Raw genomic sequence first — 14,694 nt, 5'->3', positions numbered from 1 at the left:
CGGCCCCGACGACGAGTCTGGGACGCATGACGAACCCCACCGTACGCATGGCCCGCCACAGCGCCCGGCATCCCTGGCGCGCACTGGTCGGCTGGATTCTCTTCGTGGCCCTCTGCCTGGGTACGGGCCTGGCCCTCGGGGCGAACCCGGCGACCACCGAGGACTTCCGCATCGGCGAGGCCGGCCGTGCCGAGGCCCTCGCCGCCGAGGGCGGTCTCCAGCAGAAGCCCCTCGAACGGGTCCTCATCCAGGCCGCGCCCGGCACCGGCCCCTTCGACCGGGCCGAGGCCGAGGCCGCCGCGCGGGACATCGGCGCCCGGATGCGGCAGCTGCCCGAGGTGCTGTCCGTGTCCGCCCCGGTCGCCGACGCCGGGGGCACCGCCCTGCGGGTCGACGTCACCATGAAGGGTGCGGAGTTCGAAGGGAAGCAGCACGTCGACGCGCTGCTCGCGCAGACCGCGGAGGTCCGGGCCGCGCACCCGCGGCTGATCGTCGAGGAGGTGGGCGGCCCCTCCATCGGCAAGGGGGTCGACGAGCTGCGCGGCGAGGACCTCGCCCGTACCGAGATCATCGCCCTGCCCGTGACCCTGATCACGCTGCTGATCGTCTTCGGGTCGGTGGTCATGGCCGTCGTACCGCTGCTGCTCGCGATCTCCTCGATCGTGGCCGCCGTCGGCCTGTCGATGATCGCCTCGCACGTCTTCCCCGACGCCGGGGTGGGCACCAACGTCATCCTGCTGATCGGTCTCGCCGTCGGCGTCGACTACACCCTCTTCTACCTCAAGCGGGAGCGGGAGGAGCGGGGCCGGGCCGACGGCGGACGCCTGACCACCCAGGCGATCGTGGAGCTCGCCGCGGCGACCTCGGGCCGGGCCGTGGTCGTGTCCGGGCTGGCCGTCGCCGTCTCCAGCGCCACCCTCTACCTCGCGGACGACGTCATCTTCTCCTCGATCGCCACCGGAGCGGTCGTCGTCACCCTGGTCGCCGTCCTGAGCTCGCTGACCGTCCTGCCCGCGCTCCTCGCCCTGCTGGGCGAGCGGGCCGAACGCCGCGCGGCGCGCAAGGCCCGGGTGGCCGCGGAGCGCGCCGCCGCCGGCAAGCCCGTACGGGGCCGCGCCTCCCGCACCCCGGGTGCGGGCCGCACCGGGGGCGGGCGGATCACCGCCGCGATCCTCCGTCCCGTCGCCGAGCACCCCGCCGTGACCCTCGCCGTGTCCGGCCTCGCCCTCGTCGCCCTCGCCCTGCCCGTGCTGCACATCAACGTCACGGAGATGAGCCGCGAGACGCACTCCCGCGCCATCCCGGCGATGAAGACCTACGACCGGCTCCTCGGCGCCTACCCCGAGCTGCGGTCCATGCACCAGGTCGTCGTCCGCGCGGACGCCGAGCGGGCCGGGTCGGTCACCGGCGCCCTGCGCGCCCTGGCCGACCGCGCGGCCGCCGAGGACCCGGCGATCAGCGGCACACCCGTACTGCGCGCCTCGGCCGACGGCCGCACCACGCTCCTCGAGATGCCCGTGATCCGCTCCGTGAACAGCCCGGAGGCCCGGGAGTCGCTGGAACGACTCCGCGGCGAGCTCGTACCCGGGACGGTCGGCGCACTGGCCGGCGCCGAGGTGGCCGTCACCGGCGAGGTCGCCCGCTACGCCGACTACCCCGCCCACCAGAAGCGCAAGCTGCCGCTCATCGTGGGGGCGCTGCTCCTGGTCACCTTCGCGATGACCGTGTGGGCCTTCCGGTCCGTGGTCCTCGGACTCGTCGGCGTCGTCCTCAACCTGCTCTCCGCGTTCGCCTCGCTGGGCGTGCTGGTCCTGGTCTTCCAGAACGAATGGGCCGAGGGAATCCTCGACTTCACCTCCACCGGCTCGATCGGCTCCCGTGTCCCGCTGTTCCTCTTCGTGATCCTCTTCGGGCTGTCCATGGACTACCAGGTGTTCGTGATCAGCCGGATCCGCGAGGCGCGCCTCGCCGGCGCCTCCAACCGGCAGGCGGTCCTGGGGGGCCTGTCCTCCTCCGCCGGGGTGGTCACCAGTGCGGCCGTGGTGATGGTGACGGTGTTCGCGAGCTTCGCCGCGCTGCACCTGATCGAGATGAAGCAGATCGGTTTCAGCCTGGCGGTCGCGGTCCTGCTGGACGCCTTCGTGATCCGGATCCTGGTGCTGCCCTCCCTGATGCTGCTGCTCGGCGAGGCGAACTGGTGGCCCGCGCGCGGAACGCGCCCCACCGGGAGGCCCGAGCGGACGGAGCGTCAGCCGATGTCCGTAGGCTGATCGGATGACCGACGGGATGGGGACGCGGATGACCGACGGGACAGGGACGCGGATGGCCGAGCGGGCGGCCGACGGCGCCGCCGAGCGGCCGGCGCTCACGGCCCTCCGGCGCTGGTACACCGCCGCCTGGCTGCTGCTGGGGCTGATCCCCTCGGTCATCGCCGTCGGCAACGACTCGGGGCCCGCGAAATGGGCCTCCCTGGTCCTCGTGGCACTGGCCCTCGCCTACACGGCCACCCACCGCGCGCTGATCCACCCGACCGGCTATCTGGTGGCCCTGGCCGCCGGGTTGGGGGTGATGGCGGCTCTCCCGGGCGGCGGCGCGGCCCTGCTCGTCGTCGCTCTCCCCCAGTTCTGGTTCCAGACCCGCGGGCGCCGGGCGGCCGTACTGCTCAGCGGCTGCGCGGCCGCGGCCACCGCCGCGGGGAGCCTGCTGCGCGACTCGCCGGGGAACGCGGTCGCGGCCCTGACCGGGTACGCGGTGTCGGTCCTTGCGGGCGTCCTGCTCCACCGCCTGGTCGCGGACAGCGAGGCCCGCGCCACCGCACTCGCCGCGGAACTGTCCCTCACCCAGGAGCAGTTGGCGGACGCCCACCGCCGCCAGGGCGCGGCCGACGAAAGGGAACGCATGGCCCGCGAGATCCACGACACCCTCGCCCAGGGTTTCGCCTCCATCATCGTGCTGGCCGAGGCCGCCCGGACCGGCCTCGCCGGAGATCCGGAGCGCACCGCCCGGCAACTGCGCTCGATCGAGCGGACCGCCCGGGAGAACTTCGCCGAGGCCCGGGTCCTGGTGGGTTCGGCCCCGCACAGCGGCCTCACCCCCGGCTCGGTGGTGCCGACCCTGCGCCGCACCCTGGAGCGGTTCGCCCAGGACACGGGGGTCACGGTGGACGCGGAGCTCCCCGAGGACGTCGACTGCGACCAGCAGACCCGGATCGCGCTGCTGCGCTGCACCCAGGAGTCCCTCGCCAACGTCCGCAAGCACGCCGACGCGAGCACCGTGGGCGTGGTCCTCGCCCAGTATCCGCACGCCATCGAGCTGGAGATCACCGACGACGGACGGGGGTTCGCGGTCGAGGAGTCGCGCGGCTTCGGTCTGGACGGCATGCGCAAGCGGCTCGCCGAGCTCGACGGCGAGCTGACGGTGACGAGCTCGGTCGGGGACGGCACCCGCGTCCTCGCGACCTTCCACACGAACGGACAGGCCTGACATGCCCGCAGCACACGAACCGCACGCCGCCGGGGCCCCGATCCGGGTCGTGGTCGTCGACGACCACACCGTGATGCGCGCAGGAGTGATCTCGCTCCTGGCGCCCGTCCCGGACATCGCCGTCGTCGGGGAGGCCGACGACGGGCGCGCGGGCCTCGAACTCGTCGAGCGGCTGGCCCCCGACGTCGCCCTGGTCGACCTGCGCATGCCGGTCATGGACGGGGTCGCGGCCACCGCCGCGATCACCGCGGGCCCCGCCCCGACGCGGGTGCTGATCCTCACCACGTACGACACCGACGTCGAGATCGAGCGTGCGGTGGAGGCCGGCGCCATCGGCTACCTGCTCAAGGACACCACCGCCGAGCAGCTCGCCGAGGCCGTACGCGGCGCCGCCCGCGGCGAGACCGTCCTCGCCCCGCGCGTCGCCGAACGCCTGGTCGCCCGGATGCGCCGCCCCGCCCCGGTCGTCCTGACCGCGCGCGAACAGGACGTACTGGGTGCGGTGGCCGACGGGCTGTCCAACGCCGAGATCGGCAGGCGCCTCGTGATCGCCGAGGCGACGGTCAAGACCCATCTGCTGCGTGTCTTCGCGAAGTTGGACGTGAGCGACCGTACGCGCGCGGTGGTCGTGGCCCTGGACCAGGGCCTGCTGCCGGACCGCGAGACTCCGCGCTAGACACCCCCTGGTTCCGCGGGCCCGGCGCTGCCGTACCTGGGGGGCGTGTCCGAGGGGGTCGTTACGCGGTCTCGCCGACGGCCGCCAGCGAGTCGGCCGCGCCGTCCGTCTCCCAGCGCAGCAGGTCTCCCGGCTGGCAGTCGAGCACCTCGCAGAGCGCGGCGAGCGTCGTGAAGCGGACCGCCTTGGCGCGGCCGTTCTTGAGCACCGCGAGGTTGGCGGGGGTGATGCCGACGCGCTCCGCGAGCTCGCCGACGGACATCTTGCGCCTGGCCAGCATCACGTCGATGTCCACGACGATCGGCATCAGATCACCTCGGAGAGCTCGGCGCGCATCCGGGTCGCCTCGACGTCGCGCTCGACGGCCTGGGCGAGCAGCATCCGCAGGACGAGCACGATCAGCGCGACGCCGAGCACCGCCAGGCTCGCCCCGCAGATCAGGAGGACGACGCCCGGGGCGACGGCCTCGCCGGGTGCCAGGACGACGGCGAACGCGAACACGAGGGCGGTGCCCGCCGCGAAGGCGCCGGTGATGACGTCCACGTACCGGAAGGCCGCGTGCGAGAACACCGTCCCTCGCCGCACCATCGTGACCAGCCGCCAGACGGAGACCAGGACGACCTGAGCCGCCACGACGCCCAGGACGGTGATGACGAGCAGGGGTGTGCGCAGGTACGCGTACTCCGGCGCGAGACCGTCCAGGTCGGCGGCGAGCAGGGGCACCATCACCGCTTCCACGAAGACCGAACCGGCGAACAGCGTCGCGAGTACGGCCCGTAGCGCGAGCACCGTCATCTTCCCCATGACCCCTCCAGCGATCGACTATCGAATAGCGATAACAAGCTATCGATATTCGATAGAAGCGGCAAGTGGGTCAGGGGTCGGGGAGCTGTCGGCGGACGAGCAGGAGGGCGACGTCGTCGGTGCGGTGCGCGGGGTCCTTGACGTGCCGGATGAGGCCCTCCGCGAGCACGTCGAGGTCCTCGTTCCGGGAGCGGGCGAGGCGGTCGGCCAGCTCCGCCGTAGCGGTGCCGATGTCGACACCGTGGGCCTCGACCAGCCCGTCGGTGAAGAGCGCGAGGACGGAACCCGGCTCCCAGGGGACCTCCGCGGTGGCGTACTCGACCTCCGCGTCGATCCCGAGGAGGAGCCCCGGCGGGACCTCGAGGAGGTGGGTACGGCCGTCGGGGTGACACAGCAACGGTGGGGAGTGGCCCGCGGTGGCCAGCCGGAGCCGGTGGTGCGCGAGGTCGAGCTCGACGATCAGACAGCTGGTGAAGCGGTCCGGGTCCAGGTCGTTCAGGAGCCGGTTGGTACGGGCGAGGATGTCGCCCGGGGAGGCGCCGGCGGTCGCGTGCGCGTGGACCGCGATGCGGACCTGCCCCATGAGGGCCGCCGCGTTCGTGTCGTGCCCCTGGACGTCGCCGATGACGGCGATGACCGTGTCGCGCGTGGCGTGGATGAGGTCGTAGAAGTCCCCGCCGATTTCCGTGGCGTGGCCGGCGGGCAGGTAGCGGGCGGCGACGACGATTCCCGGGAGCGGGGTCAGGCCGTGCGGGAGCAGGCTGGTCTGGAGGCTGCGCGCGAGGGAGTGCTTGGCGTCGTAGAGACGGGCCCTGGCGAGGGCCTGCGCGATCAGCCCGGCCAGGGAGGTGAGCAGGGCGCGTTCGGCCCCCGGGAAGGGCCGCGGCCGGTCGTACGAGAGGATCAGGGAGCCCACCGGGCGGCCGGAGGCGATGAGCGGCAGGAAGGCCCAGGCGCTGCGGTCCTCGTAGCGCGGGGCGTGCGGGTGGGCGCGGAAGAGTTCTTCCGGCGTGGGGAAGAACACGGGCACGCCACTGACGAGCACCTGGGCGTCGGCGACCTCCGCCGTCAGGGGCGTGCCGTCGTAGCGGTCCACGAACTCCTGGCTGTAGCCGCGGTGGCCGATGATGCGCAGCCGTCCCTCGTCCGCGCTCATCAGGACGAGGCCCTGCGGGCCGAAGGCGGGCACGATCTGGTCGGCGACGAGTTCGACGACGTCATGGACGCCGGCCGCCTCGGCGAGCGTCGCCGCCAGGTGCATGAGGTGGTAGACGGCGGCGGCGCCGACGGGCTCGACGTGCTGCGGGGGTGACGCGGACGGGGAGCCGTCGGCGACCGCCCGCGCGGCTCCCGCTCCGGCGGTCTCCGACGGCTCCCCGTCCGCGCCCTCGTCCGTCGTGGCGGGCCCCGCCACCCGGGTGATGTGGACGCTGATGCCGGTGGAGTCCGGATAGAGCACGAACAGCAGCCGGATCCCCGGCCGTCGCAGGACGGTGAACGACACCGGCCGGCGGGTGACCACCGCCGCGCGGTAGCGGTCCTCGAAGGCGGGGTCGTTCAGCCACAGCAGCACCTCCCACGGCCGTCTGCCGAGCAGGGCGGCCGCACCGGCGTCGACCAGCTCGGCCGCGGCGGTGTTGACGAAGGTGATGCGCCCGTCGAGGTCCATGGCGCAGCAGCCGACGGGCAGCCGCTCCGTGAAGTCGACGGCGGCCAGGGCACGGGCGGGATCGGCCTCGGAGGTGCGCGCCGCACGGACGACACGCGGCTCCGGGGGGAAGGGTTTCGGGTCCTGTCCGGCCGCCGACCGAAGCAGCTCCGCCGACCGAAGCAGCTCCGCCGACCTGTGGCAGTAGGCGTCGAGCGTCGCGCGCTCGCGCTCGTCGAGCTGGGGCGCGTGCCAGACCGGCCACAGCAGGACGACGCCGCCCCACATGGTCGTGGTGTCGGCGATCGGGGCGGCCGCCAGCATGAAGTCGTACGGCAGCACGATCCCCAGCCGGGGGTAGCGGTGGGCGATCTCCTCCCGGCCCGACAGCCACACGGTTCTCCGGTCCCGCATGGCATCGGCCACCGGGATCGGGGCGTCGGCCGGGACCCGGACCCAGGGAGCGGCGATCTCCCGGGAGACGCCCGACACGAGGGCGAGCCCGAGCACCCGGTCCCCCGGCACCCGCAGGTACACCAGTCCGATCGACGCCCCGGTCGCGCGCATGACCTCGGTGAGTGCCGCGTCCATCCATCCGCCGCCGAAGACGTCGTCGGCGCCGTCGGCAGCGGGAACGTCACCCATATTCGGACCCTACGTCCGGCTGCCCCCGCTCGCGCGACAAGGGCCCGACTCCTCGGCGGCACGCGGCACCGGTACGATCTCGACGCCGCGGCGAAGGACGTCGACTCCGGCACCGAGCCGACCGGTGGTGACCGATGAGCCTCACCGACCCCCGCCGTACGGCGGCCGGAGTCCTGTTCCTGTTGTCGACCACGCTGATCAGCGGGTGCGGCGGCGGCGCGGACGGACCGTCCGACGGCCGCCCGGCCACCGCCTCGTCGAGCCGATCGACGGAGCAGAGCACCCCGCAGGCGGAGATCAGACGCGACACCGCTCCGATCCTGAGGCGATTCCCGCAGTTCGGGACCGTCACCGGCGTCGAGTGGGCCTCGGCTCCCCTCGGCAAGGCCGATTCCCGGGTGCCGGGGCCCACCGACTACCGGCTCTCCGGTGTGGCGACCCTCGCGAAGGCGGATGTCCGGCGGCTGCTGAAGGAGTACGCCTGGACGCCGGCCGCGGAACCGCCGGACGTTCTGGCGATCATCGCTCCCGGAGTGCCCGAGGAATCCGAGACCTCCAAGGCGCCCAAGACGCCCACGGGGTCCACCGCGTCCAAGCGCATCGCGTGGCGGTCGAGTGAGGCGTTCACCTCGGCCGTCACCGGCGACGTGTACTCCGCGACGTTCCATCTGGACCCCGTCACCGGGACGATGGTCTTCGACGCGGTCAATCCGACGGTCACCGACGACACGTGAGCGGGCCGTCCCCTGGCCGACCGCGGGTTCAGCTGCCGAATCCGAGACCGAGACGGTCCAGCGTGCGCAGCCAGAGGTTGCGGCGGCCTTCGTTGCGGTCGGCACGGGCCATGGACCACGTGGTGATGCCGATGCCCACCGAGCGGACCGGCTCGGGCGGGAACGGGAGCGGCTTGCGGCGGACGAGTTCGAGCGACGTGCGCTCGGTGCGGGCACCGTCGAGCAGGTCGAGCATGACCTCTGCCCCGAAGCGGGTCGCCCCGACGCCGAGGCCGGTGAAGCCGGCGGCGTAGGCGACCTTCCCCCGGTGGCTGGTGTCGAAGAAGACGCAGAAGCGGGTGCTCGTGTCGATGGCTCCGCCCCAGGCGTGGGAGAAGCGCGCCCCGTCCAGCTGGGGGAAGGTCTGGAAGAAGTGGCGTGCGAGGGTCGCGAAGCTCTCGTGCCGCTGGTTGTGCTCCGGGCGCACGCGCCCGTTGTAGTGGTACACGGCGTCGTAGCCGCCCCACAGGATCCGGTTGTCGGCGGACAGCCGGACGTAGTGGAACTGGTTGGTCATGTCCGCGAAGCCCTGCCGGTTCCGCCACCCGACGGAAGCCAGCTGCTCCGCGCTGAGCGGCTCCGTCATGAGCGCGTAGTCGTAGACGGGCACGGTGTACGGGCGGTGGCGTCGCAGCAGGGAGGGGTACGCGTTGGTCGCGAGGGCGACCTTGTGGGCGATGATCCGCCCGTAGGGGGTGCGGACGGCCATCGTGTGCCCCTGCTCGTCGAGGGACAGCGCGGGGGTGTGCTCGTGCATGCGGACACCGAGCTCGAGGCAGGCCCGCTTGAGGCCCCAGGCGAGGCGGGCCGGGTTGACCATGGCCACGTCGTCCTTGTTCCACAGACCGGCGAGGAAGGTCGGCGAGTTGATCTCCGCGCGCACGGCGTCGGCGTCGAGCAGTACGGATGCGCCGCCGTACCGTGCGACGGTCTCGGCCTCTTCCTCGAGGCCTTCGACCTGGTAGGGCTCCGTGGCGACGGCGAGGGAGCCGGTGCGCTCCCAGTCGCAGTCGATGCCGTGGCGTACGAGGGTGTCCTCCATGGCCTGGAGGTTCTCCCGGCCGAGGCGCTCCAGGAGCCCGATCTCGTCGGGCCAGCGGGAGAGACCGTTGTCCAGGCCGTGGGTGAGGCTGGCCTCGCAGAAACCGCCGTTGCGCCCGGAGGCGGCGCCACCGGCTTCGTCACCCTCGACGAGGACCACGTCGAGCGAGGGGTCCCGCTCCTTGGCGACGAGGGCCGTCCAGAGGCCGGTGTAGCCACCGCCGACCACGAGGAGGTCACAGGTGGTCGCGCCGACGAGCGCGGGGGTGGACTGCGGCTTCTCGGGACTGTCGAGCCAGAACGGGATCGGTTCGGCGTCCCGGAGCGAGGCGAGGGGGTCCATGACGGCGGGCTCCTTGGAATCGCGGAGGTGAGGTGCGGGCCTCCGAAGTGCCGCCATGACACCCTCCCCGGCACTTCAAGGTCAATGGTGTTGACGTAAGGCGCTCGCGCCTTACGCCACCGGTCGTCAGTTGTCGCCGAAACCGACGTAGTTCTCCGCGAGCGAGGCCGAGGCCGCCCCCGAGTTCGCGAGGTAGCGCAGGTGAGAGAGGCGCAGACCACGGTCGAAGGCGGTGTCGTCCGGGCTGGTGTGGAGGAGGGTCGTCATCGTGTACGAGAAGTGCTCGGCCCGCCACACGCGGCGCAGCGCGGTCTCCGAGTAGGCGTCGAGCAGCGACTCGTCCCGCCGGGTGTGGTGGCGGGTGAGGGCCTGGGCGAGCAGGGTCACGTCGGCGACGGCGAGGTTGAGGCCCTTGGCCCCGGTGGGCGGCACGATGTGGGCCGCGTCCCCGGCGAGGAAGAGGCGCCCGTGGCGCAGGGGCTCGGCGACGAAGCTGCGCATCGGGGTGATGCTCTTCTCGGTGATGGGCCCGCGCTTCAGCTGCCAGTCGCCGTCGACGGCGAAGCGGGCCTCCAGCTCGTCCCAGATCCGCTCGTCCGGCCAGTTGTCCGTCGAGTCGTCCGGGTCGACCTGGAGGTAGAGGCGGCTGACCTCGGGCGAGCGCATGCTGTGCAGGGCGAAGCCGCGCTCGTGGTGGGCGTAGATCAGCTCGTCGCAGGAGGGTGCGACGTCGGCGAGGATGCCGAGCCAGGAGAAGGGGTAGGTGCGCTCGGTGACGGTGAGGACGTCCTCGGGCAGGGAGCGCCGGCCGATGCCGTGGAAGCCGTCGCAGGCGACGACGAACTCGCAGTCGAGGATGTGCTCGGCGCCCTCGTGGCGGTAGCGGATGCCGGGCCGGTCGGTCTCGATGCCGTCGACGGACAGGGCCTCGGCCTCGAAGAGGATCGTGCCGCCGGCCTCCTGGAGCAGGGCGATGAGGTCCTTGACCACCTCGGTCTGGGCGTAGACCATGACCGACCGGCCGCCCGTGAGGGACGGGAAGTCGATCCGGTGGGAGCGCCGGTCGAAGCGGAGCTCGATGCCGTGGTGCTCCAGGCCCTGCCGGTCCATGCGGGCGCCGGCGCCGGAGGCGCGCAGCACGTCGACGGTGTCCTGTTCGAGGATGCCGGCGCGCTGGCGCCGCTCGACGTACGCCCGGTCGCGGAGTTCGAGGACGACGTTGTCGACGCCCTGCCGGTGCAGCAGGTGCGAGAGGAGGAGGCCGGCCGGTCCGGCTCCGATGATGCCGACGGTGGTACGGGGCATGAGGTGGTCTCCGTGAGCGTGATGGAGGTGGGCAGGGGTCACAGGTCGAGCGGGGTGCCGTCCTCGGTGAGGACGCGCTGCGCGGTGGCGAAGGCGGAGTTGGCCGCGGGCACCCCGCAGTAGACGGCGGAGTGCAGCAGCACCTCCTTGATGTCCTCGGGGGTGAGCCCGTTGCGGATCGCGGCGCGGACGTGCATCGCCAGTTCCTCCTGGTGCCCGTGGGCGATCAGGGCGGTGAGGGTGAGGCAGCTGCGGGTGCGCCGGTCGAGGCCGGGACGGGTCCAGATCTCGCCCCAGGCGCAGCGGGTGATGTAGTCCTGGAAGTCGGCGGTGAAGTCGGTGGTGCGGGCGACGGCCCGGTCCACGTGGGCGTCGCCGAGGACGGCCCGGCGGACCGCCATGCCCTCGGCGTACCGGCTGTCGTCGGAGTCGGGGGTGCCGAAGTGGCCGAGGAGTGCGGAGAGGACCGCTTCGGGCCGTTCGGCGGGGGCGAGGTGGGCGGCGCCGGCGAGTTCGAGCAGGCTCGCGTCGGGGATGCCGTCGGCGAGCTCGCGGGCGTGCGCGGGGGGTGTGGCCGTGTCGGCGCGCCCGGCGAGGACGAGGGTGGGCACGGTGATGCGGGGCAGCTCGTCGCGGAGGTCGTACGCGGCGAGGGCGTCGCAGCAGGCCGCGTACCCCTCGGCGTCGGCGGCGCACAGGTCGTCCACGAGGCGGTCGGCTGTGTGCGTGCCCGCGAAGTCGGGGGTGAACCACCGTCCGAGGGCCCCCGGTGCCACGGCGTCGGTCCCCTTCTCGCGTACGAGGGCGGCCCGCTCCCGCCATCCGGCGGGCTCGCCGAAGCGGGCCGATGAGCAGACGAGGGCGAGGCGCGTGACCCGCTCCGGGTGGCGCGCGGCGAGGTGGGCGCCGATGGCACCGCCGAGGGAGATCCCCGCGTAGGCGAACTGTTCGACGCCGAGGTGGTCGGCGAGGGCGAGGACGAGGGCCGCCAGGTCGGTCATGGTGGTGGTGGTGCCGGGGGCCGTGTCGCCGAGCACCCCGCTGGGGGTGGCGCCGTGGCCGGGCAGGTCGAAGCGGATCACCCGGTGGCGGCGGGCCAGGGCGGGGACCTGGGCGTCCCAGACGGCGAGCGAGGTGCCGAGGGACGGGCCGAGGATCAGGACGGGCGCGTCGGCGGGACCGTCGATCCGGTGGTGGAGAACGCGGGTCACGGGCGGCCTTCCGGGTCGGCGGAGGGCGGCCTCCGCAGGGCGTGGTCGGCGGAGGGCTGCCTCCGCAGGGCGTGGTCGACGAGCTGGGGGGCGGCGCCGGTGGCGGTGGTCGGGTCGGCGAGGGCGCGCAGCCGCTCGGGGTCGATCCGGCCGGTCAGCTCGGGGGCGGCGACGAGCAGCTCGGCGAGCTCCCTGTCCTCCTCCGCTGCCCGCCGGGAGACCCGGTCGAGCAGGGCGCGGGCCTCGGCCCGGCCGAGGACGTCCGCCAGGGCGGCGGCGAGGCGTTCGCTCGTCACGAGACCGCGGGTGCGGTGCAGGTTCTCCAGCATCCGGTCCGGGTGGACGCTGAGCCCTTCGGCGAGTTCGGCGGTGTGGTGGGCGGCGGCCCCGGCCAGCCTGAGCAGCTCCCGCAGCGGCTGCCATTCGGCGTGCCAGGCGCCGGCGGGACGTTCGTCCTCCGCGGCGAGCGAGCCGAGGAGTACGGCGGCGAGCGCGGGGGCCTGGCGGGCGGCCGAGGCGACGAGGGTGGCGCGGACGGGGTTGCTCTTGTGCGGCATGGCGGAGGAGCCGCCGCCGCTGCCCTCGGCGAGTTCGGCGGTCTCGGTGCGGGCGAGCCGGAGGACGTCCGCGGCGGGCTTGCCGAGCGCGGCGGCGGTGAACGCGAGCGCCGTCGCGAGGTCGGCGACCGGGGTGCGCAGGGTGTGCCAGGGCAGGACGGGTGCGGCGAGTCCGAGTTCGGCCGCGTACCGCTCGGTGAGCGCGGGGCCACTGCCGGGGCTGTCGGCCAGGTACTCGAATGCCGCCAACGTGCCTGCGGCTCCGCCCAGTTGGGTGGGGAGCCTGAGCGCGGCGAGCCGCTCGGCCGCGTCGAGGACGAGGTGGCGCCAGCCCGCCGCCTTGAGCCCGAAGGTGGTGGGCACGGCGTGCTGGCCGAGAGTGCGGCCGGCCATGGGGGTGTCCCGGTGGGCGGCGGCGAGCCGTCCGAACGCCTCGGCCGCCCGGTGCAGTTCGGCGGTGATCAGCGGGACGGTACGGGCCGCGACCAGCATCGCGGCGGTGTCCAGGACGTCCTGGCTGGTCGCGCCCCGGTGTACGTACGGGGCGGTGTCCACCGGGACGGCGGCGGTCAGCGCGGCGACGAGCGGGATGACCGGGTTGCCGCCCGCGCGGGCGCGCAGCGCGAGGTCGCGCGCGTCGAAGCGGTCGGCGCGGGCCGCCTCCGTGACGGCCTCGGCCGCCGGGCCGGGGGCGTGGCCGAGGGCGGCCTGCGCCCGGGTGAGGGCGGCCTCGGCGTCGAGCATCGCCTGGAGGAAGGCGCGGTCGCCGGTGGCGCGCTCGGCCGCGGTGCCCGCGCTGACGGGGGCGAGGAGGCCGGTGTCGTACGCGTCGGAGTCGTACGAGTCGGAGTCGTACGGGTCACTCCGCGTGGTCTCAGCGGAAGTCAAGGAACACCGTCTCTTCGGCCCCCTGGAGGCGGATGTCGAAGCGGTGGACGCCCGGCCGCTCCTCCGTGGCGAGCAGGGTCGCGCGCCGCTCCGGCGCCAGCTCCGCGAGCAGCGGGTCGGCGTCGGTGGCCGGGCCCGGCAGGTAGATCCGGGTGTACAGGTGGTGGAGCAGGCCGCGGGCGAAGACGCAGACGGAGAGGTACGGGACGCCTCCCGGCGGGAGGGTCCTGGCCGCCCAGTGGCCGTCGGCGTCGGTGGCGATCCGCCCGAAGCCGGTGAACGTGACGCCGTCCCGGCCCAGGTACCCGCCGGTGACGGGGTCGCGCCGCAGGGAGCCGGGGGCTCCGGAGCGGTCGCCGTCGGGGCCGGGCTGCCAGATCTCCACGATCGCGTCGGGGATCGGGGCGCCGCCGCCGTCGTACACGTATCCGTGGACGGTGAGGGCGTCGGGGTGTCCGGCGGGTGCGATGTCGGGTCCGCCGGGGAAGGGCAGGGCGTAGCCGTAGAAGGGGCCGACGGTCTGCGAGGGCGTGGGGAGGAGGGGCATCGGGTCGCGGCTCATCGGCCTTCCTCGATCCAGGTCGCGGCGGGGCCGTCGAGGACGATGTCCCAGCGGTAGCCGAGCGACCGCTCGGGGGTGGACAGGTCGTGGTCGTAGGTGGCGACGAGCCGCTCGCGCGCCGCGTCGTCGGTGACGGACTGGAGGATCGGGTCGTACGCGAAGAGCGGGTCGCCGGGGAAGTACATCTGGGTGACGAGCCGCTGGGCGAAGGCGGTGCCGAAGAGCGAGAAGTGGATGTGCGCGGGGCGCCAGGCGTTGTCGTGGTTGCGCCAGGGGTAGGCCCCGGGCTTGATGGTGATGAACGTGTACGCGCCCCGGTCGTCCGTGAGGCAGCGGCCGAAGCCGGTGAAGTTCGGGTCGAGCGGCGCCGGGTGCTGGTCGCGGAGATGGGCGTACCGGCCGGCCGCGTTGGCCTGCCACAGCTCGACGAGCTGGCCCCGGACGGGCCGCCCGGCACGGTCGAGCACGCGGCCGGTGACGGTGATCCGCTCGCCGAGCGGCTCCCCCGCGTGGGCCAGGGTCAGGTCGCCGTCGGTCTCGGTGACGTCGGTGACGCCGAAGACCGGGCCGGAGAGTTCGACGGCCTCGGGGTCGTGGACGGTGACCGGCGGGTGGAGGGGGTGTCGCAGCGCGCTGCTGCGGTAGGGGGCGTAGTCCCGGGCGGGGTGGTGACGCACCTCGCCGGCGGCGAGGTAGTCCTTCCGCTCACCCTCGATCTCGCGCGAGATGTCCTGCTGCGTCAGCGTCATGACGTTCCG

Annotated in this window: 13 protein-coding genes; 4 read left to right on the top strand and 9 right to left on the bottom strand. The window is 73.6% G+C overall.

Translation table 11 applies throughout. From position 1 onward, the window contains the following. Positions 1–26: 26 nt before the first annotated feature. The 3 genes from OG361_RS36800 to OG361_RS36790 are packed head-to-tail and all read left to right on the top strand — an operon-like array spanning position 27 to position 4,159. Positions 27–2,270, top strand: coding sequence for an MMPL family transporter (locus OG361_RS36800; RefSeq protein ID WP_405860627.1), 2,244 nt, complete (start codon positions 27–29; stop codon positions 2,268–2,270). 52 nt (positions 2,271–2,322) lie between these two features. Further along, positions 2,323–3,483 carry a sensor histidine kinase gene (locus tag OG361_RS36795; protein ID WP_405862638.1) on the top strand — a complete coding sequence of 387 codons (1,161 nt, stop codon included), beginning with the start codon at positions 2,323–2,325 and terminating at the stop codon, positions 3,481–3,483. Between the two features lies 1 nt (position 3,484). After that, positions 3,485–4,159 (top strand): response regulator, encoded by a 675-nt coding sequence (locus OG361_RS36790; RefSeq protein WP_405860625.1) that lies wholly within the window; start codon positions 3,485–3,487, stop codon positions 4,157–4,159. 61 nt (positions 4,160–4,220) lie between these two features. Here the strand turns inward: OG361_RS36790 and OG361_RS36785 are convergent, their stop codons facing one another. From OG361_RS36785 to OG361_RS36775, 3 genes are all read right to left on the bottom strand, one after another. Further along, positions 4,221–4,466 carry a helix-turn-helix domain-containing protein gene (locus tag OG361_RS36785; RefSeq protein ID WP_405860624.1) on the bottom strand — a complete coding sequence of 82 codons (246 nt, stop codon included), beginning with the start codon at positions 4,464–4,466 and terminating at the stop codon, positions 4,221–4,223. After that, positions 4,466–4,963: a DUF2975 domain-containing protein gene (locus OG361_RS36780; RefSeq protein WP_405860622.1), complete on the bottom strand. Its 498-nt coding sequence runs from the start codon at positions 4,961–4,963 to the stop codon at positions 4,466–4,468. Before OG361_RS36780 ends, OG361_RS36785 begins: the two co-directional genes overlap by 1 nt. A 70-nt stretch (positions 4,964–5,033) precedes the next feature. Then, positions 5,034–7,256, bottom strand: a complete 2,223-nt coding sequence (locus OG361_RS36775) for a SpoIIE family protein phosphatase (RefSeq protein WP_405860620.1) — start codon at positions 7,254–7,256, stop codon at positions 5,034–5,036. A 134-nt stretch (positions 7,257–7,390) separates the two neighbouring features. Here OG361_RS36775 and OG361_RS36770 point away from each other — a divergent pair, with 134 nt between their 5' ends. Then, positions 7,391–7,990 carry a hypothetical protein gene (locus OG361_RS36770; protein ID WP_405860618.1) on the top strand — a complete coding sequence of 200 codons (600 nt, stop codon included), beginning with the start codon at positions 7,391–7,393 and terminating at the stop codon, positions 7,988–7,990. Positions 7,991–8,018: 28 nt separating this feature from the next. Here OG361_RS36770 and OG361_RS36765 read toward each other — a convergent pair whose 3' ends face one another. The 6 genes from OG361_RS36765 to pcaH form a co-directional block, all read right to left on the bottom strand. Further along, positions 8,019–9,413 carry an NAD(P)/FAD-dependent oxidoreductase gene (locus OG361_RS36765; protein WP_405860616.1) on the bottom strand — a complete coding sequence of 465 codons (1,395 nt, stop codon included), beginning with the start codon at positions 9,411–9,413 and terminating at the stop codon, positions 8,019–8,021. 126 nt (positions 9,414–9,539) lie between these two features. Then, positions 9,540–10,718, bottom strand: coding sequence for a 4-hydroxybenzoate 3-monooxygenase (locus tag OG361_RS36760; protein WP_405860614.1), 1,179 nt, complete (start codon positions 10,716–10,718; stop codon positions 9,540–9,542). Positions 10,719–10,756: 38 nt separating this feature from the next. After that, entirely contained in the window at positions 10,757–11,929 is a 1,173-nt protein-coding gene (gene pcaD / locus OG361_RS36755) for a 3-oxoadipate enol-lactonase (protein ID WP_405860613.1), read from the bottom strand. Then, on the bottom strand, positions 11,926–13,374 hold the full coding sequence (gene pcaB / locus OG361_RS36750) for a 3-carboxy-cis,cis-muconate cycloisomerase (RefSeq protein ID WP_405860611.1): 1,449 nt from the start codon (positions 13,372–13,374) through the stop codon (positions 11,926–11,928). The genes pcaD and pcaB overlap by 4 nt, the downstream gene beginning before the upstream one ends. Next, on the bottom strand, positions 13,361–13,936 hold the full coding sequence (gene pcaG / locus OG361_RS36745; protein ID WP_405860609.1) for a protocatechuate 3,4-dioxygenase subunit alpha: 576 nt from the start codon (positions 13,934–13,936) through the stop codon (positions 13,361–13,363). The genes pcaB and pcaG overlap by 14 nt, the downstream gene beginning before the upstream one ends. Further along, positions 13,933–14,685 carry a protocatechuate 3,4-dioxygenase subunit beta gene (gene pcaH / locus OG361_RS36740; RefSeq protein WP_405860607.1) on the bottom strand — a complete coding sequence of 251 codons (753 nt, stop codon included), beginning with the start codon at positions 14,683–14,685 and terminating at the stop codon, positions 13,933–13,935. The genes pcaG and pcaH overlap by 4 nt, the downstream gene beginning before the upstream one ends. Positions 14,686–14,694: the final 9 nt, after the last annotated feature.

Source organism: Streptomyces sp. NBC_00090, assembly GCF_045160815.1.
GTDB lineage: Bacteria > Actinomycetota > Actinomycetes > Streptomycetales > Streptomycetaceae > Streptomyces.
This window is presented reverse-complemented; position numbering and strand designations above follow the sequence as displayed.